Raw genomic sequence first — 25,156 nt, 5'->3', positions numbered from 1 at the left:
TCCGTTGTGGGCACGAACAGGCTTTCTTCACACGGGGAATCCCGAATCAAGGAGTGACCGATATGTTTAAGTTGAGCGAAATCAAAGAACTGATCAAATTGGTAGATCAAACGACCGTACACGAATTGGAAATCGAGAACGAAGGCATGCGCTTGTCGATTCGCAAGCCGGGACGCACGGAAGTCGTTAACGTGCAAACCCCGCACCTTACCCATACATACTTGCCGCAAGCGGCGTCCGCTCCGGCTCCGGCCGTCTCGGCATCCGCGGAAGCGAAAGCTCCGGCCGCGGACACGTCCAACCTGCACCGCATCGTTTCGCCTATGGTCGGCACGTTCTACCGTGCCCCTTCTCCGGACGCTCCGAACTTCGTGAACGCGGGAGATCGCGTGAACGACAAGTCGGTCGTCTGCATTCTCGAGGCGATGAAGCTGATGAATCCGCTCGAAGCGGAAGTGAAAGGCGAGATCGTGGACATTCTCGTGGAGAACGGACAGCTGGTCGAATTCGGTCAACCGCTGTTCCTGGTGAAGCCCGAATAATCACGAGGAGGACTTCAATTTGAAATTCAATAAAATTCTCGTCGCGAACCGCGGCGAAATCGCGGTGCGGATCATTCGCGCCTGCCGCGAGCTGGGCATCTCCACCGTAGCGGTTTATTCCGAAGCCGACCGCGAATCGTTGCACGTTCGCCTGGCCGACGAAGCTTATTGCATCGGGCCGACGGCGTCCAAAGACAGCTATTTGAATTTGACGAACATTATGAGCGTCGCGACGCTGACGGACTGCGACGCCATCCATCCGGGCTACGGATTCCTTTCGGAAAACGCCGATTTCGCGGATATCTGCGAATCTTGCAATATTGCTTTCATCGGGCCGTCCTCCGAGGCGATCAGCCGCATGGGCGACAAATCCGTCGCCAAGCAAACGATGAAAGACGCCGACGTTCCGGTCATTCCGGGTTCCGACGGCTTGATCGAAGATCTCGACGACGCGGTGCGCATCGCCCGCGAAATCGGATATCCCGTTATCATTAAAGCGACCGCCGGCGGCGGAGGCCGCGGCATTCGGATCGCGGACAACGAGGACATGCTCGTTCGCGAAATCTCGACCGCGCAGCAGGAAGCAGAGAAAGCATTCGGCAACGCGGGTGTCTATCTCGAGAAATACTTGACGGGCATGAAGCATGTCGAGATCCAGATCATCGCCGACAAGCACGGGAACGTCGCGCATCTCGGAGAGAGGGACTGCTCCGTTCAGCGCCGCCGCCAGAAGCTCGTGGAAGAAGCGCCTTGCCCTGTCATGAAGCCCGAGCTTCGGGAACGGATGGGCCAAGCGTCGGTTCGCGCGGCGAAAGCTGTGAATTACTCCGGCGCGGGCACGATCGAATATTTACTCGGACCGGACGGCAAATTCTACTTCATGGAAATGAACACCCGGATCCAAGTGGAACACCCGGTGACCGAGATGATCACGGGCATCGACTTGATCAAGGAAATGATCGCGGTCGCGGAAGGCGAGAAGCTTTCGTTCGCCCAAGCGGACGTGAAGTTCGACGGCTGGGCGATCGAATGCCGTATCAACGCGGAAGACCCGGACCGCAACTTCATGCCGTCCCCGGGCCGCGTCGGATTTTACTTGCCTCCGGGCGGACCGGGCGTGCGCATCGACAGCGGAGCGTACTCTCAATATATGATTTCTCCCCACTACGACTCGATGATCGCCAAGCTGATCGTATGGGCGCCGACGCGTGCCGAAGCGATCGCGAGGGCTCGCCGGGCGCTGGGCGAATTCATGATCGAGGGCGTGAAGACGACGATTCCGTTCCATCAGAAGCTTCTGAGCCATCCGACCTTCGTCAAAGGCACGTTCGACATTAAGTTTCTCGAGGAGAACGACGTCAACGCCGCGGACGCCGCGGCTTCGGATAACGAGTTCTCTCTGTGATTTTCGGATCAAGCGTTTGTCATAATAAACCCGGAATGCTATATTTATAAGTAGTGAAGCGGATGCTCGGACGATACTCCGAAATGAAGTCCGGGTATGTGGAGGTGGAACTACGCATGGAAACGATAGCGCCAGATTATGAACGCACGGATTTAGGTACGATCGAGATCGCCCCGGAAGTGATCGAGGTGATCGCCGGATTGGCGACGATCGAAGTCGAGGGCGTCGCGGGCATGAGCGGCGGATTATCCGCCGGCATCGCCGAATTGTTGGGGCGGAAGAACTTGTCCAAGGGCGTGAAAGTGGAAGTCGGTCAGCGGGAAGCCGCGGTCGACGTATCGATTATCGTTCAATACGGACGCAAGATCCCGGAAGTATCTACGGAAATTCAACGCAACGTCAAACGCTCGATCGAGACGATGACCGGACTGAACGTCGTTGAAGTCAATGTGCATATTCATGACGTCCACTTCAAAGCGGGCGACAAGCCCGACGACGACGAGTCCCACGCACGCGTCCGATAATGACGTGACCGCAGGCTGACGTTCGCGGTGACGGCAAAATCTCCCGGTCTGCGGATGACGGTCCTCCGCGGGAATTCCAGTGCGAATTCTCGCGGAGGGCTTTTCGCGGTTATTCGGGGAAGTGATGTTCTGAGTACGCCGAAGGCGTTTTGCTCGATATCGAGGTTCTGGGAGGGCTCACACGTTGATTAAAGTATTGGACAAGCTGCTTTTGTTCGTGTACAGCATCGCCATCGGCGCTGCGGCGATCGTTGCTATCGTGGCGGCGAGCGGCGGCATTTCTGAGAAATGGATGAAGGACGTCGTCGATTCCTTCACGGGGGACTCCCAAGCCGCGCAAGCTTCGGTCATTGGCGTCTCGATCGTCTTGCTGCTTATCAGCGTTCGGTTTTTCGTGCTGGCGGTTCGTCGCGAAGGCGGCTCCGCGCCCTCGATCAACCAGCGAACCGAGCACGGCGACATTCGCATTTCGGTGGAAACCGTCGAAAACTTGGCGCTTAAAGCTGCTTCCCGTACGCGCGGAGTGAAAGATTTGCGTGCCCGCGTCAGAGTGTCCGAGCGGGGCTTGGGCATACTTATCCGCGCTTTCGTGGACGGGGAGGGCTCCATTCCGACATTGTCGGAAGAAATGCAACGCACGGTGTCAAAGGAAATCGAAGATGCGACCGGCATACCGGTAGCCGAAGTGTCCGTTTTCATCGCGAACGTCACGCAAACGCCGAAAACGTTCAAAAGCCGCGTGGAATAGGGGGAACCGCGGATGTGGAAAGCCTGGGTGAAAACCTTCGGCGGTAGGATGCTCGGCGTAGCTGCGGGTTTCTTATTCGGCATCATTTATTTGATTAGCGGATTTTGGGATATGCTCTTCGTCGCGCTGCTCGTCGGCATCGGCTACGGGATAGGCAAACAGAAGGACGAAGGACGGGGTCCATTGCTCCCTTGGGGGCGGATTGGCGATTGGATGACGGACCGCTGGCCCTGGTCGCGATAATTCCCGTGAACGTTTCTTGCCCGGGAGGTACGGCAGAGCGAAGTAGGCTCCGCGGTGGCCGATCGCGCGGAAATACGCATGGGTTTTTTTGTTTTTATCCGCACCATGCTAGAGAGCCGTTCCGAACGGGAATAATGAAAGAATAAACATAAACGGCTTTAAGCATGAGTTTTGAACAACCGCTAAAACGAATCGCAAGTTTCCAGGAGGACTCATGAAACGCAGAATCGCAAGGGAAATCGCGGTACAGAGCCTGTACCAAATCGAAATGAACGGCGTTACGTGCGAAGAAGCCGTCAATATCGTCATGGACGAGGCGCGCCATGACAACGAGATCGGAACGGACGTCGCGGAATTAAAGCACGTCGACGCGTTTACGCGCGAGCTCGTGCAAGGAGTGACGGACAACCGCGAGCAGATCGACCAGAAGCTCGTCGTCTACTTGACGGGTTGGCAGGTGGACAGGCTTTCGCGCGTAGACCGTCAAATTTTGCGGCTTGCCGCCTACGAAATGATGTTTCGGGCGGACGTACCGCCGAAAGTCGTCATTAACGAAGCGATCGAGTTGGCGAAGCATTTCGGTCTGGACGAAAACGGGAAATTCGTCAACGGCGTGCTCGGCCGGATGATGAGGGAAAGAGAAGAGAAATCGCAAGAGGGGGAATAATATTGAGCGCGCAAATCATTTTCGGCAAACAAATTTCCGATTCGATTCGCGAAGAACTGCGCATGGAAGCCGATCGGTTGAAAGCGGAAGGCGTGACGCCCGGACTCGTCGTCATCATCGTCGGGGAAGATCCGGCATCGCAGGTGTACGTCCGAAACAAAGCGAAAGCGTGCGAGGATCTCGGATACTATTCCGAAGTCGTCCGTCTTCCGGCGGACACGACGCAGGAAGCTCTTCTGGCCCTGATCGGCGAATACAACGGAAACGGCGCGGTTCACGGCATTCTCGTGCAGCTTCCCCTTCCGAAGCATATCGAAGAGAAAGCGATCATCGACGCGATCGCGGTCGAGAAAGACGTAGACGGCTTCCATCCGGAAAGCGTCGGCAACTTGATGATCGGAGACGACGCTCTCTTGCCATGCACTCCGTCCGGCGTCATCGAATTGCTTAAGCGGACGGGCAACTCCCCTGCAGGCAAACACGCGGTCGTCATCGGACGCAGCAACATCGTCGGCAAGCCGGTCGCCATGTTGCTCCTTCGCGAGAACGCGACCGTGACGATCTGCCACTCCCGCACGCCGAATATCGAAGAAATGGCCCGTCAAGCGGACATTCTCGTCGTCGGCGTCGGCGTGCCGAAGCTCGTGAAGAAAGAGTGGGTGAAGCCGGGGGCGGTCGTCATCGACGTCGGCGTCAACCGCCTGCCGGACGGCAAGCTGTGCGGGGACGTGGACTACGACGACGTCGTGGAAACGGCCGGTTGGATTACACCCGTACCGGGAGGCGTAGGCCCGATGACGATCACGATGCTGATGGCGAACACGCTGACGTCGGCGAAGCGCTCGAAGAAATAGAGAGGAGCGGAGAGAATGGACCCGGCACGCGCGATCAGCATTCGCGATATCAATCGCCTCATTAAGATGAAGTTGGAAGGCGACTCCGGGCTCCAGGACATCTGGCTCAGAGGCGAGATCTCCAACTTTACGTTCCATTCCAGCGGACATATGTACTTCACGCTGAAGGACGAAGGGGCCCGTCTCAAGTGCATCATGTTCGCCTCCTACAACCAGCGCCTTCCGTTCAGTCCGAAGGACGGCATGAAGGTGCTGGCTCGCGGAGGCGTTTCCGTGTACGAGAGGGACGGGCAATATCAGTTCTACGCGACGGCGATGCAGCCGGACGGCATCGGCAGTCTCTACCTCGCTTACGAGCAGCTGAAGAAGAAGCTCGAAGCGGAAGGCTTGTTCGACGAGCTTCGCAAAAGAGAGCTTCCGGCTTATCCGCGTACCGTAGGAGTCATTACGAGTCCGACGGGGGCCGCCGTGCGCGATATTCTGATCACGCTCGAACGCCGGAATCCGGCCGTTCATGTGCTACTATATCCGGTGTCGGTGCAAGGGAAAACGGCGGCGCCGTCCATCGTGAAAGCGATCCGGGAAATGAACGCATTAGGCGAAGCGGACGTGCTCATCGTCGGCAGGGGCGGAGGCTCGCTCGAGGAATTGTGGGCGTTTAACGAAGAGGCGGTCGCTCGGGCGATCGGCGAGTCCCGCATTCCGGTCATTTCCGCGGTCGGTCACGAGACCGATTTTACGATCTCGGACTTCGCGGCGGATTTGCGGGCGCCCACGCCGACCGCTGCGGCGGAGCTGGCGGTTCGCCACGCGGGAGAGCTGAAGCAGAACCTCGCCTATTTCGAGCGGCGGATGGCGAAATCTCTGTCGTCGCTGCTGGCGAGCGCACGGGAACGATTGAGACATGCGGCGAGATCGCCGTATTTCATGCAGCCCCGCAGAAGCTTGCTCGTTCAGGCGGAGAGGCTCGACCGGTTGAAGGAAAGGCTTCGCTACGTGCTTCGGGATCGGCAAGCCCTGTCCGCGGAGCGGCATGCCCGGCTCGTCGGCAAGTTGCTCGCGGCGAATCCCGGACGCCAAGCGGCGCTCTCCCGTCAACGACTCGTCTCGGCGACGAGAAGCCTGGAACTGGCGATGGGCGGATTGCTGAGAAGGCGGCGGGCGGAGTTCGGTTCCGCCGTAAGGCACCTCGACGCGTTAAGCCCGCTTAAGATCATGGGGCGCGGTTATAGTCTCGTGTACGATGAAAGCATGAAGAAGCTCGTCCGGACGACGGGCGACGTGCAGCCGGGCGATCTCGTCCGGGTAAGGCTGGCGGACGGAACGCTGGATTGCCAAGTATGGGGTATTCGCGGGGAGGAACAAGCTCATGGCTAAGAACGGTGCCGGCAAGAAACCGGAAGACTTGAACGAGGCGCAGGAGGGGACGGACGTTCCCGCGATTTCGTTCGAACAGGCGATGGAGAAGCTGGAGGATATCGTTGCCCGGCTGGAAAGCGGCGACGTTCCGCTCGAGACGGCGATCGAGCTGTTCCAGGAAGGGATGCGCTTGTCCAAGCTGTGCGGGCAGAAGCTCGAACAGGTGGAACGGCGCATCGAGATGCTCGTAGAGGGCGACGGAGGCTTGCAACGTAAGCCCTTCGCGGCCGAACAGTAACGGTCGGAGACTATCGGCTTCGAGACTGAGAGGGAATTTTCGTGACGACATCGGTAGATTTGCATACATACTTAACGGCTAGGCGCGAACGGGTGGAGAAAGCGCTTCGCGAAGTGTTCCCTCCGGCGTGGGGCATTCCGTCGACGCTGCGCGATGCGATGGACTATTCGCTGCTCGCCGGCGGCAAGAGGCTTCGGCCGATTCTCGTGCTGGCCGCCGCGGAGGCGGTCCAAGACGATGCCGAAAGGGCTTCGGACCGCGCCATGCCTTTCGCTTGCGCGGTCGAAATGATCCACACGTACTCGCTCATCCACGACGACTTGCCGGCTATGGATAACGACGATTTCCGCCGCGGAAGGCCGACCAACCATAAGGTATACGGCGACGCGATGGCCATTCTCGCGGGAGACGGCCTGCTCACGCACGCGTTTCACGTTCTCGCGTCCGCCGCGAAGGGCGGCGTGCCTGCCGAACGCGTGCTGGCCGCGTCCGAGGAGTTGGCCATGTTCGCCGGCGTCTTCGGCATGGTTGGCGGCCAGGCGCTGGACATGGAAGGCGAGCAAGGCGTCACTTCCCTCGGGCAGCTGGAATCGATCCATCTGCATAAGACGAGCGATCTGATCGCTTTCTCGGTGCGCGCGGGCGGACATGCCTCGGAAGCCGGAGACGACCAACTGCGGGCACTCGAGCGATTCGGCAAGAACGTCGGACTCGCGTTCCAGATCCAGGACGATATTCTCGACCTGACCGGAACGGAAGAGAAGCTCGGCAAGCCGGTCAAAAGCGACGAACGACAGGAAAAGGTCACTTATCCGTTCCTGATCGGATTGGACGAAAGCCGCAAGCGGGTGTCTTCCTTAACGGAAGAAGCGAACGAGGCGTTGCTCGGCGCGGGACTGTCCGATCCGCGACGGTTGATCGAAATCGCGGGCTCCTTGCTCAACCGCGATCATTAAGCATTTGCGCGTCGGACGAAGACGCCGCGCGCACGGCAAACCCCGCCGCGGCGGAAGGCATGCCTTCCCCGATGGCGGGGTTTGCCGTTTGATGGCTACGCGAAGCGCGTCGTCGCGAGTCGTGTAGAAATTTGGGCATTGATCGGCGATATGGTATAATAAGCGTAATATCCACAGGGGGAAAGCGGGGAAATACTCTTGCTGCTCGAGCGAATCGACAGTCCGTACGACGTGAAACAACTAACGCTACCCGAGCTTCCGCAATTGGCCGAAGAAATCAGGCGTTTCCTCATTGAGAAATTGTCCGCCACGGGAGGCCATCTGGCGCCGAATTTGGGCGTCGTCGAGCTGACGTTGGCGTTGCATTATAGGTATAACAGCCCGTCCGACAAGTTGATTTTCGACGTCGGTCATCAGGCCTACGTTCATAAGATGTTGACGGGGCGGCAAAACCGCTTCGATACGCTGCGCCAGAAGGACGGCTTATGCGGCTTCGTCAAGCGCAGCGAAAGCGAGCACGACGTCTGGGAAGCCGGTCATAGCAGCACGTCCCTGTCCGCGGCGATGGGGATGGCGCTGGCGCGCGACCAGCAAGGCGGGTCCAACCAAGTGATCGCCATCATCGGCGACGGCGCCTTGACGGGCGGCATGGCGCTCGAAGCGTTGAACCATATCGGCCACGAGAAGCGCAGGCTTATGGTCGTGCTGAACGACAACGAGATGTCCATCGCGCCGAACGTAGGCGCGATCCATAACTACTTGGGCAAAATCCGCTCCGAGAAAATTTACCGCAAAGCGAAGGACGAACTCGACTGGCTGCTGCGCAAAGTGCCCGCCATCGGCGGCAAGCTGGCGAGAACGGCCGACCGGGTCAAGGACAGCCTGAAGACGCTCGTCGCGCCGGAAGGCGTTCTATTCGAGGAGTTCGGCTTGAAATATTTCGGGCCGGTCGACGGTCACGACGTCGGCAAGCTGATCGAAGCGTTCAAGCAAGCGGATAGCGTCGACGGTCCCGTGCTCGTTCACGTGCTGACGACGAAAGGCAAAGGCTACTCCCCGGCGGAAGCCGATTCCCATAAGTGGCACGGAGTGACGGGTTCCTACAAGATCGAATCGGGTCAAGTGGTCAAGCCGGTCGGTCCGCCGATGTACACCGAAGTGTTCGGCAACGCGCTCATCGAGCTCGCGGAACAAGACATGCGAATCGTCGCGATTACGCCGGCGATGCCGGGCGGTTCCGGCTTGCTCAAGTTCGCGGAGCGGTTCCCCGACCGGATGTTCGACGTCGGCATCGCCGAGCAGCATGCAGCGACGATGTCTGCCGCCATGGCGATGGAAGGGTCCAAGCCGATATTCGCGGTGTACTCGACGTTCCTGCAACGGGCATACGACCAAGTCGTCCACGATATTTGCCGGCAGAACCTGAACGTCGTTTTCGCGATCGACAGGGCCGGATTCGTCGGCGCGGACGGAGAGACGCATCAGGGCGTATACGATATGGCGTTCCTGCGCCATATTCCGAATATGGTGCTGATGATGCCGAAGAACGAGAACGAACTTCGCAATATGCTGAAGACGGCCGTCGACTACGAGGGCGGACCGATCGCCGTCCGTTACCCGCGGGTGGCGGGAACCGGCGCTGCGTTCGACGACGAGATGACGCCGATCGAGATCGGCTCTTGGGAAACGGTCAAGGAAGGGGACTACGCGGCGGTACTCGCGATCGGGCCGATGGTCCAAGTCGCGGAGGAAGCGGCCGAATTGCTCAAGCGCGAAGGCATGAACGTGCGCGTCATTAACGCGCGCTTCGTGAAGCCTTTGGACGAGAAGATGCTGCTGTCCCTCGCGAAGGAACATCTGCCGCTTCTCGTCGTCGAGGAAGGCTCCGTTCAAGGCGGTTTGGGCAGCGCGATCCTCGAATTCTACGCGCTGAACGGCATTCAGCCGGCATCGATCCAACTGGCCGGCGTGCCCGACCTCTTCGTCGAACACGCGACGATCAAGGAACAACGCGCGGATAGCGGATTGACGGCGGAAGCGATCGCGAAGCGATTGGTCGCGTTGCCCGGACGCCAGCGGCTGAAAGCGACGTGACGATGGAGAAGACGACAGCCGGCAAGGAACGGCTCGACGTGCTGCTGCTGGAGCAAGGATTTTACGAGAGCCGCGAAAAGGCGAAGGCCGCCATTATGGCCGGCCTCGTGCTCGTCGGTACGGAGCGCGTCGACAAAGCGGGCACGAAGGTCCCGCGGGACGCCGCCATCACCGTCAAAGGAGCGGTTCATCCTTACGTTAGCAGGGGCGGGCTGAAGCTCGAGAAGGCGATCAAGCACTTCGGTCTCGATCTGCAAGACAAGATCATGATCGATATCGGCGCTTCGACGGGGGGATTCACGGATTGCGCGTTGCAGCACGGAGCTTCCCTCGTGTATGCCGTCGACGTCGGTTATAATCAGTTAGACTGGTCGCTCCGCCAAGACGAACGCGTGCACGCGATGGAACGCACGAATTTCAGGCATATGACCGCGGATCAGCTCGAAGGGCCGCGACCGTCGTTCGCCTCGATAGACGTTAGCTTCATTTCGCTCCGCCTCATTTTGCCCGCTCTCGCGGAGATGCTAGTACCGGGCGGCTTGACGGTCGCGCTTATCAAGCCCCAATTCGAAGCGGGCAGGGAACAAGTCGGCAAGTCGGGCGTTATCCGGGATTCTGCGGTTCACGCGAGCGTGATCCGCGAGGTGCTCGTCTCGGCGAACGGCCTTGGCTTCGAGCTTCAAGGACTTACCTTCTCGCCGATAACGGGAGGCGAGGGGAACATCGAATTCCTTGCGCTGTGGCGATTGCACGGCGGAGACCAGCCGCTGCCGGAGCTCGAGGAGAACGAACTGGCGAAGCTCGCCAAAGCGACCGCGGAAGAAGCGGCGATGGCGTTCAAGCGCGGTCCAGGTTCTTAGAAAGCCTTTTATTAGAAGTCGTTCAAAAAGTCCGGTTTTCAGCACCGAGAAGGTTGAAAGAAGCTAGGGAATGAGGATCGGAGCGTAGGCAAAACCTACGCGAGAACCGGAAGTCCCGGCTGAATTCAAGATTCGATGCCGAATCCGCTTCCTGCTTCACTTCGTGATCAAAAGCGGACTTTTTGAACTACCTATCGTCCGGACGACCCGGAGCGCCGAAGAACGGCCGGATACCTGCGGGCCGGCTCGCGGCCGCTCCGGGTTTTATTCGTTTAAAGCGCGAGAACGTCGGCGGTCGATTCGCCCGCGAAAGAGGAATATGCGGCTTCCGTCGCGAAAGATAAAAGACGCACGAGCAACGAGTCCAGGCAGCGAACGACGATCCGATTCGGATCTTACCTGGAGGTCGCGATGGAAAAGTTCGGTGACGGTCTACTGATCATGATCGCGGCGGGACTCATAGTCTGGTGGGCGATCAGGCGCTTCGACAGATGGCTGCACGAGCCTCCGGGCTCGCGCCTTCGCAAGCTGGCGCAGGCCGGAGGCGTGGAACGCGACGACGCCGTGGAATTGCTCGAAGATCAAGGCTTCGAAGTGCTGTCCGGGAAACACCGCATTCCGCTCGGCGTCGTCGTCGGGGACGAGCCTTCGATGCCGACTAGGCTTTATTTCGATTATTTGGTTTCGCGCGACGACAAATATTATCTCGTGAAGCTCGACCGGCCGAGGCAACCGATTCTCTGGACGGCCAGCGGCCTCCGGGAAAAGTTGCTGCCTTACGCGTTGCTTTTTCCCGATTGCGAAGGCATCGTCGTCGCGTCGGCTCAAGAGAGGCAAGTCAAAATCGTACGATTCAAAGTGGAGGCTGGCGAATGAAAGGATTACGTCAACGCAAAATACGGGAACTGATTGCCTCGCGGGAAATCGAGACGCAAGAAGATCTCGTTGAAGCGCTAAGCCTCGAAGGCATGCATGTGACGCAAGCGACCGTCTCCAGGGACATCAAGGAAATGCAATTGATCAAAGTGCCCCTCGAAGACGGGCGCTACAAATATTCGATGCCGCAAGACCAGAAATACAATCCGGCGCACAAGCTGAAGCGGGCTTTGCTCGATCACTTCATTAGCGCGGATTACGCCGAGAATCTCGTCGTGCTCAAGAGCTTGCCCGCGACGTCCATGACGATCGCGGCGCTGATCGACGGGATGGACTGGGGCGAGATCATCGGCACGATCGGCGGCGACGACACGACGCTGCTCATTTGCAAGTCCAAAACGCACGGCGAAGACGTGCTGAACCGGATATACGGCATGATGCAGTAAGCTTGGCATTGCATTCGACGAGTCGAAGGAGGCTTCTCATGCTTCGGGAATTATCCATAAACAACTTGGCAGTCATCGAGAACGTATCCGTCCGATTCCACGGCGGTTTCCATGTATTGACCGGGGAGACGGGCGCGGGCAAGTCGATCGTCATCGACGCGTTGACGCTCGCGGCGGGCGGTAGAGGCCAGGCGGATATGATCCGTCACGGCCAGGAAAGAGCGAAAGTCGAAGCGGTATTCGATCTGCCGCGGGAACATCCGGTGTGGGAGACGCTTCGTCGCTTGGGCATCGAAGCCGATCCCGAGGAAACGCTGCTCGTTCGGAGGGAACTGCTCGCCCAAGGCAAAGCGACTGCCCGAATCAACGGACAAAGCGTGACGTTGTCGATGCTGCGCGAAGTCGGCGAGCATCTCGTCAATATTCATGGCCAGCACGAGCATCAATCGTTGCTGCGTACCGACAAGCATCTGGAGTGGTTGGACTCGTTCGCCGAGGACGATATGGAAGGGCATAAGGCGGATTATCGCAAGCTGTTCGCCGAATACCAGGCCGTTCACAGGGAGCGTCGCGAACTCGACGAGAAGTCCCGTCAAGGCATGCAGATGCTGGATCTGTACCGGTTCCAATTGGAGGAAATCGCGGCGGCCAAGCTGAAACCGGGCGAAGACGAATCCCTTTCCGACGAGCGACGCAAACTATCCCATGCGGAGAAACTGACCGACGCCGTTACGGAAGCATACGATTTGCTGTACGGCACGAAAGGATTGGCCGCGTTGTCCCGAGCGTTAACGCGCTTGCAGGACATCTCCAAGGTCGATCCCGCCATCCTTCAGCCTCTCGTCGAACAATTGCAATCCGCGTACTACGCGGTCGAAGACAGCGCGTATCAATTGCGCGACTATAAAGAAGGAATCGAGTTTAATCCGCAGCGTCTTGCCCAGATCGAGCAGAGATTGGATTTGCTTCACGGGCTCAAGCGCAAATACGGGGAAACGGTCGAAGACATCCTCGGCTACAAAGCTAAAATTCAATCGGAAACCGAGCAGCTCGACAACCGGGACGAACTTCTTCAGAAGCTGGCCGCGCGCGAGGATACGCTTCATCGCGAGCTTACCGCCAAAGCGGAGAAGCTGACGGAAATCCGCAAGACGGCGTCCAGGACCCTTTCCCGCCAGATCGAACGAGAGCTTGCGGATTTGCAAATGGAGCGTTCGGTGTTCGAGGTGAAGCTCGCGCCGTCGGCGCTTACGGCGACGGGAGCGGATACGGCCGAGTTCCTGCTGTCGACGAACCCGGGGGAACCGCCGAAACCGCTATCCAAGATCGCGTCCGGCGGCGAGATGTCCCGCGTCATGCTGGCGCTCAAGGCGATTTTCGCTCGGATCGACGAAATTCCGGTGCTCGTCTTCGACGAAGTCGATACCGGCGTCAGCGGGCGCGCGGCCCAAGCGATCGCCGAGAAGCTGTCGCTATTGTCGCGACATTGCCAAGTGTTCGCGATTACGCATTTGCCGCAGGTCGCCTGCATGGCCGACCATCAATACGAGATCCGCAAGCAAGTGACGGAACAGGACCGCACGCGCACGTCCGTCCTCGAACTCGCGCACGAGCAACGCGTCGAGGAACTGGCCAGAATGCTCGGCGGAGTGGAAGTGACGGAAAAAACCCGCCATCACGCGCAAGAAATGCTTAGTCTGGCGGAGCAACGAAAAAACGCGTAACGACGCGAAAAATCAAAGGCGTAGGAAGCATTTTGGGAACATAAAAGAAGGGGCTCGCGGTTACCTTATAGTTACGTTATCGGCGGCATTCGCGTCGGTCTAGACTGTAAGGGAGCGTGAGAACTTGTACCAGAAGCACTCCAGAAAACGCCGCATCGGTCTCGTAGTCGTTCTTATGCTGTGTTTTGCCGTATCCTCCGCGCCGTTTCAGCATTTCGCGGCATTCCCAAGCCAGCTCAGGCTGTTTCAGGGACAAGCGGTCTCGCTGCACTACGCGATGCCCGTTCACGCCGAAGGCAGCGTAAACCCGCAAGTGGCCGAGATCAACGGAAGCAACGGTTCTTCCATGCGAGTGGATCTGAGCCGGCCTTTATCCATTCAACCGAAGCATAGCGGCATTACCGATCTTAAGCTTAAGTTATTCGGCAGAATTCCGTTCAAGACGGTACGGCTTCAGGTCATTCCGAATTTGAAAGTCATTCCCGGAGGCCAGACGATCGGGGTTAAAGTCAAAGCGGCGGGCATCATGGTCGTCGGACATCACCTCGTGCAGACGAAAAACCGTTCGAAAGTATCGCCCGGAGAAGACGCGAAGCTGAAGCTCGGGGACTTGATCGTCGAGATCAACGGGGAAACGTGCAACGATATTTCGAAAATCGCGCCTTACGCGGAAAGCGCCGGTCGTACAGGCGAAGCGCTACGCCTGCTCGTTCAAAGAGGCAAAGACAGGTTCAAGACGACGCTGAAGCCGGCTTACGACGAAGAGGACAAGGCGTGGCGGCTAGGCTTGTACATTAGGGATTCCGCCGCCGGCGTCGGCACGCTGACGTTCTACGCGCCCGACCAAGGGGTATACGGCGCCCTTGGCCACGTCATCACGGATATGGACACGCAATCGCCGATCGTCGTCGGCAGCGGCGAAATCGTGCAATCGAACGTCAATTCGATCTCGAAAAGCCAAAGCGGCGAACCCGGCGAGAAGAGGGCGAGTTTCTTGAAGGGCGGCAAAACGTTAGGCAACGTGGAGAGGAATACGCCGTTCGGCATTTTCGGCCAAATGAAGCAACTTCCCGATCATGCGTACCAGCCGGAACCGATTTCCGTCGCTTTCGCGGAAGAAGTGAAAGAAGGTCCCGCGCAAATGCTGACCGTCGTAGAGAAGCAGAAAGTCGAACGCTTCGACATCGAGATCGTCCATGTCGCCAAGCAATCGGCCCCGGCCACGAAAGGCATGGTCATTAAGATTACCGACAAGCAACTGCTCGAAAGAACGGGCGGCATCGTGCAAGGAATGAGCGGCAGTCCGATTATCCAGAACGGCAAATTGGTCGGAGCGGTAACCCACGTGTTCGTGAACGACCCCTCGTCCGGATATGGCTGCTTCATCGAATGGATGCTTCAAGACGCGGGCATTATGCTGAACCCGGAGCAGGCAACGTCTAAGGCGGTTTAACGCCTTAGATTTTGCTTTTACCCTTCGGATATGCGAGTCGCCAAAACACGAACATTTGTCGAAAATGATTGAAAAGAATCGGCATTTGGCATGTTATGACGTAAATTAAATATTATATTCGATTTTAATAAAGAAAGAAAGAAAAATTTTCTAATCGAGAAGGAATCGCGAACCGCGATGTCGAAAACGGATAAACAGAGAAACGATATGCGTTTTTCATCCATTAAATCTCGGACAGAGAAAGGGAGGACCAGACATTGCCACGGATTGAAGTGTTTCTAGCAGACGACAACCGAGAGTTTACGAACTTATTATCAGAGTACATCCAAGAGCAGGATGATATGACGGTCATCGGAGTGGCGTACAACGGAGAAGAGGTCATTCGTCAATTAGAGGAAACACGCAGAGTACCGGATGTCATGATCCTCGATATTATTATGCCGCACTTGGACGGCCTGGGCGTTCTCGAGAAACTGCGGGATATGAACTTATCATCGATGCCTAAGATCATCATGCTGACGGCGTTCGGGCAAGAAAACATCACGCAGAGAGCGGTGCAGCTCGGCGCATCGTACTACATACTGAAACCGTTCGACATGGACGTATTGGCGAACCGGATCCGTCAGTTGGCCGGCAGCCCGACCGCTTCGTCGGTGACGTCGTCGTCCTCCTCGTCGAACAGCCGTTCGAACATCGTTCAGATCGGCAAGCCGAAAAACTTGGACGCGAATATCACGAGCATTATCCACGAGATCGGCGTTCCCGCGCATATTAAAGGGTACCAATATTTGCGCGAAGCGATCACGATGGTGTACAACAACATCGAAATTCTCGGCGCGATCACGAAGACGCTGTATCCCGCGATCGCCGAAAAATTCAAAACGACGCCTTCTCGCGTCGAACGCGCCATCCGCCACGCGATCGAAGTCGCCTGGACCCGCGGCAACATCGACAGCATCAGTCACCTGTTCGGCTATACGATCAACATCGCGAAGTCGAAACCGACGAACAGCGAGTTCATCGCGATGGTCGCCGACAAACTGCGCATTGAGCACAAGGTAAGCTAGGAGGCTTGGAGTTAGGTTTTAGGGATTATGCAATCAAATCGTCGTTCGTTGGAGGGTAATCTCCGATCGAACGGCGGTTTTTTTGCGTTCAAGGAGAGAAAACGGTTCGCAAGGGGTAGAAAACGGTGTGGACGCAGGCGACTGTTGTCCGACCGTTGCGTTTCCTTTTCGCTCCCGGAGACGCCTTGAAGTCCCTTACAATGAAAGCGTGAACAACCGAGACAGATATAGATATCGCAGATAGGAGACATGGACGATGACATCAGCTTCCGTCGAGACGAGCAAGCCGGATAACGCCGTATGGAAACGACCGGGCGGCATACCGAACAAGTACAAATTGTTTCTCATGGCGTTCCCGTTCCTCGTGACGACGTTCATCTTCTTTTACTTGCCGATTACCGGATGGATTTACGCTTTTTACGATTTTACGCCGGGCATACCGTTATCCGACACGCCTTACGTGGGGTTGAAGTGGTTCCGGTCGATCGCCTCGAATCCGACCCAGCTCGAAGAAGTCGTCAGGGTGTTGAAGAACACGGTGGCGATGAGCGTGCTAGGCATCCTTACCTCGGTTTTTCCGGTTATTTTCGCGATATTGCTGTCCGAAGTCCGAACTTCGTGGTACCGCAAGCTCGTGCAGACGCTGACGACGATACCGAACTTTATCAGTTGGATTCTCGTGTACGCGCTGGCGTTTACGCTGTTCTCGGTCGACAACGGAATCGTGAACACGCTGCTGATCAAGCTCGGCTTTATCGACGAAGGCATCAACTTCCTCGCTTCGAGCAACAACATATGGTTGACGATGATCGGGTGGTATTGGTGGAAATCGCTCGGCTGGGGCGCGATTCTGTATTTGGCCGCCATTACCGGCATCGACCAAGAGCTGTACGAAGCGGCGGACGTAGACGGGGCAAGCCGGTTTCGCAAAATCTGGCACATCACGGTGCCGGGCATCGTCCCGACGTTTTTCGTGCTGCTGCTCCTGTCGATAGGCAATTTCGTCAACAACGGCGTGGACCAATATTTCGCTTTCCAGAACGCGATGAACAAAGACACGATCGAAGTGCTCGACCTGTACGTGTACAATATCGCCTTCGCCAACAATTTTCCGTTCGCGACGGCGGTCAGCATGTTGAAATCGGTCGTCAGCGTGTTCCTGCTGTTCACCGCGAACGCCATGTCCAAGCTCGTCAGAGGCGAATCCATCATCTAGCGGAGGGAACGTATGAGGAAGAAAAAACGATCGCCGAAAGACATCGCCTTTCATTCGATCAATTACGCGCTGTTCGGCTTGTTCACCTTGTCCTGCATTTACCCGTTCTACTATTTGTTCATCAATACGATCAGCTCGAACGATCTGAGCGCGGCCGGCTACGTCACGTTCTATCCGAAGCAGGTTCATTTCGACAACTACGCGAACGTGCTCAAAATTCCGGGATTGGCGGAGGCGGCATACGTCTCCATCTACCGGACGGTCGTCGGCACGCTGCTGACTGTCGGCGCTTCCGCTTTCCTCGGCTATTTGTTCACGAAGAAGGAAATGTGGTTGCGCAAAGTGTGGTACCGGATGCTGATCGTCACGATGTATTTCAGCGCGGGACTCATTCCATGGTACATCACGATGAACAACCTCGGGCTGACGAACAACTATTTGGCGTACGTGCTGCCGACGATCATTACTCCTTTCAACATAATCCTCGTCAAAACGTTCATCGAGGCGATTCCACCTTCATTGGAAGAATCGGCGGCGATCGACGGAGCGGGGTACATGAAAATATTCGGAAGCATCATCGTGCCCCTGGTGACGCCCATTCTGGCGACGATTACGATATTCTCCGCGGTCACGCAGTGGAACTCCTTCATCGACACCGCGTTCCTGATGACGGAGCAGAAGTATTACACGCTGCAATTCCTGCTCTGGCGTTACTTGAACGAGTCGACCTCGCTGGCGGCGCTCATCCGCAATTCGCAAGACATGGCGGCGAGCGTGCAGCACATGCAGACGCCGAATTCGGTGAGGATGACCGTCACGATGATCGTCGTATTTCCGATCTTGATCGTCTATCCGTTCTTCCAGCGCTTCTTCGTTAAGGGTATTCTGATCGGCGCGGTTAAAGGCTAACGGGTTTGAACCCCATTACCGGGGGTTGAACTAATAGAAAGCAAAAACAAGGGAGGCACTTGGAACGATGAAATTCAGAAAATCGCTTATTCTCATGCTGGCATTCGCGATCGTGTTCGTCATGGCCGCGTGCAGCAAAAACAACAACAACAACGGGGATGCGTCGTCGCCGGCTTCGGCAAGCCCGACCTCGGCCTCGTCGGCGTCCGCGGAACCGTCGCCGTCGGATTCGGCAAGTCCGTCCGATAGCGGCGGCCTCGACCACTCCGAAACGCTGAAGCTTTCCGTATTCTCGACGACCGCGAACTACGCGGGTCCGCAAATCGGCTGGTTCGCCAAGGCGATCAAAGACAAATTCAACATCGAGCTCGACATCGTGGCGTCCAACCTGAGCGGCGGCGATACGAAAATCGCGGCGATGATGGCGTCCGGCGATCTCGGCGACATCGTCATCTGGGGCGACGACAAGAACAACTATCCGAACGCGATCAAGGGCGGACTTCTACTCGATCTGACGAAGGACGGCTTGCTCGACACGTACGGCAAAGACATTTTTGCTAAATACCCGAAAGCGATCGAGAAAGCGAAAATCTCGTTCGGCGACGGCAATTCCGTATGGGGTATCGGCAACAACGTCGCGAGCAACCCGAGCGGCCCTTCCGAAGGCAAAGACATGACGTGGGGACCGGACTTGCGATGGGATCTGTACCAGAAGGTTGGAGCGCCGGACATTAACAGTCCGCAAGATTACTTGCCCGTGCTGAAGAAAATGCAAGAGTTGGAGCCGAAGAACGCGCAAGGCAAGAAGACGTACGCGTTCTCGCTTTGGTCCGATTGGGACGGCAACTATAAGATGACGCTTGCGAAGCAATTCGCGAATATGTACGGCTACGACGAGATCGTCGACACCGCGCTGTATACGAAAGCGGACGAAGAGAAGTATTACGACTTCCTGTCCGACGACAGCTGGTACATGAAGTCCCTCAAGCTGTACTTCGATGCGAACCAAATGGGTCTCGTCGATCCGGACTCGATCACGCAGAAGTTCGACGACGTCCAAGCGAAGTACAAAGAAGGACGCTTGCTGTTCTCTTGGTTCCCGTGGCAAGGCGCGGCGAACTACAATACCGCGGAGAACATTGCCGCAGGCAAAGCGTTCATGACCGTACCGTTCAAAGAAGAAGTGATGTACTCTACGGGTTTCAACGTGTACGGCGGCAACGGCATCATCTCGATCGGCGCGAAAGCGAAAGATCCGAAGCGCATCATGGAATTCATCAACTGGATGTATACGCCGGAAGGCGCGATGCTGTCCGCGGGCGGGGGAACGGCGGTTCCGAACGGGCCGAAAGGGTTGACGTGGGATATCGGCGCGGACGGCAAACCGTTCGTGACGGATTTCGGTCAAAACGCGTATAAAGACCAGCAAAACACGAAAGTTCCGGAAGAGTTCGGCGGCGGCGATTACTACTATGGCTCGAACCAAATGAACTTCTCATTCGTCATTCCGGCGGAAGTCAATCCGGAAACGAACGAGCCTTACGATCACAACCTGTGGGAATCGCAGCTCAAACTCAACCCGAACCCGATCGAAAGCGAATGGCGCGCGAAGTACGGCGCTCTGACGGCGAAAGAATATTTTGTCAAGAACAACAAAATCGCGGTAGCTCCGCAAGGCTTCACGGGTAAAGCGCCGCTCACGATGGACAAATCGCTCGAACAGAAAAACAAACTCATCGGCACGGTTATTCAACAGTACTCTTGGAAATTGGTATTCGCTAAAAATGAAGATCATTTTAACAAGCTGAAAAAGGAAATGCTTGATAAAGTGAACGGTTTGGGCTTCGAGGAAGTGAAGGCGTTCTCCGTCAAGAAAGCGGAGGAGCTCTACGAAGCTCGCAAAAGCGTGAAGTAATTAACGATCCTATCATAAGGCGCGACAAAGGCTGGCAGAGGGGCCCCCCCTTCTGCCAGCTTCGCGTAAGCGCGTTCAAAGAACGAACCCTGTGGTATAATTGAAGCTAACTAACGGACGAGAGGAAGTAGACGAACGGGATGTTACAACGTCTTGCCGCGCGCCGACGGTTCGCCTCCCGATCTTTGAGAAGGACGCTCGTCGTTTACTTGATGATCGGATGTTTGCTTCCGCTCGCTTTCGTGTGCGCGCTCACCTATTCATCTATCTATTCCATTCTGACCGGCAAAATCCAAAGCGGCATCAGCGCCAGCCTTCACCAAGAGTCGGCCAGTCTCGAGAATACGATCAACAATCTGGATTTCGCTTCGAAACAATTCGCGCTCGACGGGCAGATCGTCGACGAGGTGTCCGCTTTCCTTCAAGAGAAGCAGATTTACCGGAAGTCTCAAATCATGGCCTCGATCAACGAGAAAATGAATCTGGTGAACTTCACGAATCCGTATCTCGGTCTAACCGCTTACGTACTGCCGGGCGCCGACGATCCGATTTTGTTCACGAACTTGAGCATGGGCTCGTCGTTCGATCTCGCGAAGCTGCCGAATTTCGCGTCGTATAACGGCGCGCAGTATTTCGGCCCGCACAAGACGTTATACGAGGACAGCACGAACGTCGTCATTTCCGGTATTCGGGTCGTCCGGACGGAAGGCGATCGGAAAGTATACATTTACCTGGAGACGAACTACAACCTGTTTCGTAAAATTCTCAACCAGCAGTCCTACGGCATGAAAGTAAACCACCTACTCGTCAACGAGCAGGGGAAGCTGACTTATATGGAAGACAACGACGTTCCGGAGGGTATCGCTTCGCTAAAGTGGAACGAATCGACGGATATTCATAAGGAATACAAAGGCTATCATTTGTTTCGCTACGAAAGCCAGCAAGGCTGGCAGTTGATCGCCGCGGTGAAGAAGTCGACGTTTAACAGCGAAATCTATTCGTGGTTCGCGAAAATGATCGTGTTGGCCTTAGCGACGTTGTTGTTCGCGGGCGTGCTCGCTTACGTGATATGGCGGCAAGTGTACAAACCGCTACGTAAAGTGAACGTGGAAATCGTGCGAATGGCGACGAACCGAACGACGCCGGTGTCCTTCACGAACGTGGAGGAGTTCGACCTCGTTCTGAACAACTTCCAGGGCATGAAGACGCAGGTCAACGAGCTCATCGACGCGGTCGCCCGGGAGGAAAAGCAGAAAAGCCAATTCGAGATCGAGAAGCTGCTCAGCCAGATCAATCCGCATTTTCTGCACAATACGCTGAATACCGTCCAATGGCTCGCTCGCTTGAACGGGCAGAAGGAAATCGATAAATTGGTCACCTTGCTCGTCAAGGTGCTCCACTACAATCTCGGCAAGCAAAGCTTGATCGTCACGGCGGGAGAGGAGCTCGAAGCGCTGCAAAATTACATGGAGCTGCAACGGATCCGCTACGACTACGAATTCGAATTCAAGGTCGACGCGGACGAGGACGCCGTATCCGCAGCCGTTCCGAGATTTCTGCTCCAACCGATCGTGGAGAACGCGATCTATCACGGCTTCAGCGAGAGCAGCGGCAAAGTCGAAGTCGTCGTTCGTTCGTTGGGCGAGGCGCGCGACAGGGTGATGTTCAAAGTCGAGGATAACGGATCGGGCATCGACGACGAGGCTCTCGGGAAGCTGCTGGAGGACGACGAAGGCAGCAAACGCAGGGGGCTCGGCATCGGGTTGTCATACGTGAACCGGATGCTGAAGCATTATTTCGGCGATCAAGTCGACTTCGATATCGCAAGCAAGCCGGGCAAGGGGACGACGGTTACGATCGTCATCCCGCGGAAAGGGAAGGAGGAGTTCCATGATTAGAGCCGTCGTCGTCGATGACGAGAAACTCGTGCGCAAAGGCTTCATTTCCTTGATCGATTGGTCGCGATTCGGCATCGTCATCGTCGGCGAAGCGGCGGACGGCCGCAGCGCGCTCGATCTGTTGGATAAAGTCGACGCGGATCTGCTGTTCACCGACATTACGATGCCGGCTATGTCCGGCTTCGAGCTGATCAAGCAGGCTCGGCACCGGTTTCCCCGGTTGCAATCCGTCGTCTTGACTTGCCACCATGAATTCGAGTTCGCCCAGGAGGCGCTTCGCCTCGGGGCGATCGACTATATCGTCAAGACGCTGCTCGAAATGGACAGCGCGGACGACGCGATCCGCCGGATCGTCGAAAGGTACGAGTGGGAAATCGGCTCGCGCGCGTCCATGCTCGCGAACGCGGATCGCAAGCGCGAGCTTGCGCCTACGGCATTGGTATTCCGCCCGCTGTCGGACGACGAGGACGGCGCGGCTCTTTATCGGCTCGGCCTCGTTCGCCGCAATCCGACCGAAGAGCTAGACGGCGTATGGATGACGCAGCTCGTGCATCCGCCGACGCGGGACGAATTGGAGAAGGAGTTCGGTCCCGAGCTGCTTCGCAAATGGCAGGTCGCCGTCGTAACCGGCCTGGAGGAGCGGTCGTGGGAGGAAGTACGAGACGTTTTCGAGCGCAAGCTTCCTTCGATACTGTTCTATGTTAGCGGGAAGGACGGATTGCCGAGAATCGCTTTCGAGCAATTGGCAAGGGATGAACGGATAGATTCCGAAGTCGCGATGGAATGGGGCCGAAGCTTGCGCTGGACGTTGCATGCCAACGAATGGGAGGTTTTCCAACGGGAGGCGTTACGAGCGAAGCCGGATCCTGCCGAGATTGCCCGGCTGGCCGCTAGCCTATGCGAAGACTGGGAAGGCACGCTTCTCCCGGCGGCGGACGCCGCGGCGATGCGCACGGCGAAGAAAACGATCCGCAGTTGGTCGGATTGGAGCGCGTGGTTCAGACGGTTCGCCGATCTCGTTCAACTGCGCATGGTGGAGCTTTCCTTTTCCAAGGAAGTGATGCTGTGCTTAATACGCGCGATTCGCTACATGAAAGACAACGCGGGAGACAAGATCAACCAAGCGGACGTCGCGGCCTACGCGAACATGAGCAGAAGTTATTTCAGTCAATGTTTCGCCAGGTTGGCGGGGGAGGCATTCGGCGTCGTGCTTCGGAATATGCGGCTGGAAAAGGCGAAGACGTTGCTCGCCGAATCGGAAGCGCCCGTGTACGAGATCGCCTCGATGGCGGGATTCGAAGACGACAAATATTTCAGCAAGCTGTTTCGCGAACAAGTCGGAAAGCTCCCTTCCGAATACCGGGCGGAGAAAGCCAAAGGGGGAATTCCATGAACGGGAAAGCGATAAAACCGTTATGGAGAACGACGACGGCGCTGTTGCTGGCTTCCGCTATCGCCTCTTGTTCTTCCGGAGGCGGCAAACCGTCGGGAGCGGCCGGAGAGGACGATGCCGTCTTGGCGATACCGTCGTTCGAGGAAGATCCCGTCTATGGGAAATACGACGAGCCGGTGACGATCAATATCGGATTCAAAATACCGGACGAGAAAAACGCGGCGGGGGAGACGAACGACAACAATCCGGTCACGCGCTATTTCGAGAAGATCACGAACATCAAAGTGTCGCATTCGTGGGAAGCGAAGAGGGACGACGCGTTCGAGCAGAAGGTTAATCTCGCGATCGACAGCGGAGATTTGCCCGACGCGATGGTCGTCGACCGCAATCAACTGCGCAAGCTGATCGAGAACGATATGATCGCGGACCTGTCCGACGCGTACGAGCGTTATGCGTCGGACTTGATCAAGGCGATGTACGATTCGACGAAAGGAATCGCCCTGCAAGACGCTTCGTTCGGCGGGAAGCTGTACGGTCTTCCGAACATCGCGATCGACGCTGACGCGCCTTCGTTGCTATGGGTTCGACAGGACTGGCTGGAGAAACTAGGCCTCGATCCGCCGCGGACGTTCGACGATATCGCGAAGGTCGCGCTGGCGTTCGCGAACCGCGATCCGGACGGCAACGGAAAACGGGATACGATCGGGTTGCCGGGCGACAAGAAAGTCGTGCACGGGCAAGAGAAGGCCGGATTGAACGACTTCGATACGTTATTCAGCGCGTATCACGCCTATCCGAGAAATTGGATCAAAGGCGCGAGCGGACAAGTCGAATACGGCTCGATCGCGCCGGAGAACAGGGAAGCGCTAGCGATGCTGGCGGACTGGTACAAACGCGGCGTGATCGACAACGAGTTCGTGTTATACCGGGAAGCGTCGGAGCCGATCGCCAATCATACGGCGGGCTTGTTTTTCGGGCCGTGGTGGGCGCCTTTTTGGCCGCTCGCGGAAGCGATCGCGAACGATACGAAGGCGGAGTGGAGGGCGTACGCATCTCCGCTGGACGCGGACGGGAAGTTCGTGACCCACATGTCGCCGACGACGGATCGTTTTCTCGTCGTCCGCAAAGGCTACGAGCATCCGGAAGCCGTCGTGAGGATGCTGAACGCTTTTACCCGATTGGAGCGCAGGCAAGATCCGAACGTCGCCGAAGTGAAGAAATTGGACGCTTTCGCCTCCGAGACGGGCATTCAGCCTCGTAGTTATTACCCGTTCGACCTGCTGCTCGATTACGCGGATGCGATAACGCAGCGGTACGTTAACGTCCAGAAGGCGTTGCGCGGGGAAATCGATCCTTCGTCGCTGGATCCCGATACGAAGAAGATCTACGAGCAATCGGTCGCCGAGAAAGAGAACCCGAAGAAGAATATGGACGGCTGGAAGGCGGCGAACGCTTACGAGTACGGCGGCGGCGCGCTGTATACGACGGACATGGTTCAAGTGAGAGGCATTTTCTACGGGACGACGAAGACGATGGAGACGAAGTGGGCGGCGCTTCAGAAGCTGGAAAACGAGACGTTCTTGAAGATCATAGTCGGAGACGAGCCGATCGAGGCATTCGACGATTTCGTCGCGAATTGGAAACGCGAAGGCGGGGACCGGATTACCGAGGAAGTCGCGAGCATCGTGAACGGCAATCGGGAGTAACTT

Annotated in this window: 23 protein-coding genes; all 23 read left to right on the top strand. The window is 56.9% G+C overall.

The genetic code is table 11. The features are described from left to right. Positions 1-62: 62 nt before the first annotated feature. The 23 genes from accB to ACFPPD_RS03975 all read left to right on the top strand — a co-directional run bounded on the left by accB (position 63) and on the right by ACFPPD_RS03975 (position 25,153). Entirely contained in the window at positions 63-542 is a 480-nt protein-coding gene (accB, locus tag ACFPPD_RS04085; RefSeq protein ID WP_209743381.1) for an acetyl-CoA carboxylase biotin carboxyl carrier protein, read from the top strand. A gap of 19 nt (positions 543-561) precedes the next feature. Continuing rightward, positions 562-1,947, top strand: coding sequence for an acetyl-CoA carboxylase biotin carboxylase subunit (accC, locus tag ACFPPD_RS04080; protein ID WP_209743379.1), 1,386 nt, complete (start codon positions 562-564; stop codon positions 1,945-1,947). Positions 1,948-2,063: 116 nt separating this feature from the next. Beyond that, complete coding sequence (locus ACFPPD_RS04075) at positions 2,064-2,471, top strand: Asp23/Gls24 family envelope stress response protein (RefSeq protein ID WP_209743377.1); 408 nt, start codon at positions 2,064-2,066, stop codon at positions 2,469-2,471. 184 nt (positions 2,472-2,655) lie between these two features. After that, complete coding sequence (amaP, locus tag ACFPPD_RS04070; protein WP_209743375.1) at positions 2,656-3,219, top strand: alkaline shock response membrane anchor protein AmaP; 564 nt, start codon at positions 2,656-2,658, stop codon at positions 3,217-3,219. 12 nt (positions 3,220-3,231) lie between these two features. Further along, positions 3,232-3,462 carry a DUF2273 domain-containing protein gene (locus tag ACFPPD_RS04065; protein ID WP_209743373.1) on the top strand — a complete coding sequence of 77 codons (231 nt, stop codon included), beginning with the start codon at positions 3,232-3,234 and terminating at the stop codon, positions 3,460-3,462. A gap of 214 nt (positions 3,463-3,676) precedes the next feature. Beyond that, positions 3,677-4,129 carry a transcription antitermination factor NusB gene (gene nusB / locus ACFPPD_RS04060; protein WP_209743371.1) on the top strand — a complete coding sequence of 151 codons (453 nt, stop codon included), beginning with the start codon at positions 3,677-3,679 and terminating at the stop codon, positions 4,127-4,129. Positions 4,130-4,131: 2 nt separating this feature from the next. After that, on the top strand, positions 4,132-4,983 hold the full coding sequence (folD, locus tag ACFPPD_RS04055) for a bifunctional methylenetetrahydrofolate dehydrogenase/methenyltetrahydrofolate cyclohydrolase FolD (RefSeq protein WP_209743369.1): 852 nt from the start codon (positions 4,132-4,134) through the stop codon (positions 4,981-4,983). Between the two features lie 15 nt (positions 4,984-4,998). Further along, positions 4,999-6,360, top strand: coding sequence for an exodeoxyribonuclease VII large subunit (gene xseA, locus ACFPPD_RS04050; RefSeq protein WP_209743367.1), 1,362 nt, complete (start codon positions 4,999-5,001; stop codon positions 6,358-6,360). Next, the gene (gene xseB, locus ACFPPD_RS04045; RefSeq protein ID WP_209743366.1) at positions 6,353-6,640 is read left to right on the top strand and encodes an exodeoxyribonuclease VII small subunit; all 288 of its coding nucleotides are present in this window, start codon (positions 6,353-6,355) and stop codon (positions 6,638-6,640) included. Before xseA ends, xseB begins: the two co-directional genes overlap by 8 nt. Positions 6,641-6,681: 41 nt before the next feature. Further along, positions 6,682-7,596, top strand: a complete 915-nt coding sequence (locus ACFPPD_RS04040; protein ID WP_378081282.1) for a polyprenyl synthetase family protein — start codon at positions 6,682-6,684, stop codon at positions 7,594-7,596. A 198-nt stretch (positions 7,597-7,794) separates the two neighbouring features. After that, positions 7,795-9,690: a 1-deoxy-D-xylulose-5-phosphate synthase gene (gene dxs / locus ACFPPD_RS04035; protein ID WP_209743364.1), complete on the top strand. Its 1,896-nt coding sequence runs from the start codon at positions 7,795-7,797 to the stop codon at positions 9,688-9,690. Positions 9,691-9,692: 2 nt separating this feature from the next. Beyond that, positions 9,693-10,550, top strand: a complete 858-nt coding sequence (locus tag ACFPPD_RS04030) for a TlyA family RNA methyltransferase (protein ID WP_209743362.1) — start codon at positions 9,693-9,695, stop codon at positions 10,548-10,550. 411 nt (positions 10,551-10,961) lie between these two features. After that, a complete protein-coding gene (locus ACFPPD_RS04025) occupies positions 10,962-11,426 on the top strand; it encodes a hypothetical protein (RefSeq protein ID WP_209743360.1) in 465 nt (154 codons plus the stop codon). Further along, complete coding sequence (gene ahrC / locus ACFPPD_RS04020) at positions 11,423-11,872, top strand: transcriptional regulator AhrC/ArgR (RefSeq protein ID WP_209743358.1); 450 nt, start codon at positions 11,423-11,425, stop codon at positions 11,870-11,872. The genes ACFPPD_RS04025 and ahrC overlap by 4 nt, the downstream gene beginning before the upstream one ends. Before the next feature lie 38 nt (positions 11,873-11,910). Continuing rightward, positions 11,911-13,596, top strand: a complete 1,686-nt coding sequence (gene recN / locus ACFPPD_RS04015; RefSeq protein ID WP_209743356.1) for a DNA repair protein RecN — start codon at positions 11,911-11,913, stop codon at positions 13,594-13,596. Positions 13,597-13,720: 124 nt separating this feature from the next. Then, entirely contained in the window at positions 13,721-15,049 is a 1,329-nt protein-coding gene (gene spoIVB / locus ACFPPD_RS04010; protein WP_209743354.1) for a SpoIVB peptidase, read from the top strand. Positions 15,050-15,306: 257 nt separating this feature from the next. Then, on the top strand, positions 15,307-16,116 hold the full coding sequence (gene spo0A / locus ACFPPD_RS04005) for a sporulation transcription factor Spo0A (RefSeq protein ID WP_209743352.1): 810 nt from the start codon (positions 15,307-15,309) through the stop codon (positions 16,114-16,116). Positions 16,117-16,372: 256 nt separating this feature from the next. Then, positions 16,373-17,332, top strand: a complete 960-nt coding sequence (locus tag ACFPPD_RS04000; protein WP_209743350.1) for an ABC transporter permease — start codon at positions 16,373-16,375, stop codon at positions 17,330-17,332. A gap of 12 nt (positions 17,333-17,344) precedes the next feature. Continuing rightward, positions 17,345-18,241, top strand: coding sequence for a carbohydrate ABC transporter permease (locus ACFPPD_RS03995; protein ID WP_209743348.1), 897 nt, complete (start codon positions 17,345-17,347; stop codon positions 18,239-18,241). A gap of 67 nt (positions 18,242-18,308) precedes the next feature. Then, the gene (locus tag ACFPPD_RS03990; protein WP_209743346.1) at positions 18,309-20,156 is read left to right on the top strand and encodes a type 2 periplasmic-binding domain-containing protein; all 1,848 of its coding nucleotides are present in this window, start codon (positions 18,309-18,311) and stop codon (positions 20,154-20,156) included. Positions 20,157-20,296: 140 nt separating this feature from the next. Next, the gene (locus ACFPPD_RS03985) at positions 20,297-22,054 is read left to right on the top strand and encodes a sensor histidine kinase (RefSeq protein WP_209743344.1); all 1,758 of its coding nucleotides are present in this window, start codon (positions 20,297-20,299) and stop codon (positions 22,052-22,054) included. Beyond that, positions 22,047-23,447, top strand: a complete 1,401-nt coding sequence (locus ACFPPD_RS03980; RefSeq protein ID WP_209743342.1) for a response regulator transcription factor — start codon at positions 22,047-22,049, stop codon at positions 23,445-23,447. Before ACFPPD_RS03985 ends, ACFPPD_RS03980 begins: the two co-directional genes overlap by 8 nt. Then, complete coding sequence (locus ACFPPD_RS03975) at positions 23,444-25,153, top strand: extracellular solute-binding protein (protein ID WP_209743340.1); 1,710 nt, start codon at positions 23,444-23,446, stop codon at positions 25,151-25,153. Before ACFPPD_RS03980 ends, ACFPPD_RS03975 begins: the two co-directional genes overlap by 4 nt. The last annotated feature ends 3 nt before the right edge of the window (positions 25,154-25,156 follow it).

Source organism: Cohnella suwonensis, assembly GCF_042655365.1.
GTDB lineage: Bacteria > Bacillota > Bacilli > Paenibacillales > Paenibacillaceae > Cohnella > Cohnella suwonensis.
This window is presented reverse-complemented; position numbering and strand designations above follow the sequence as displayed.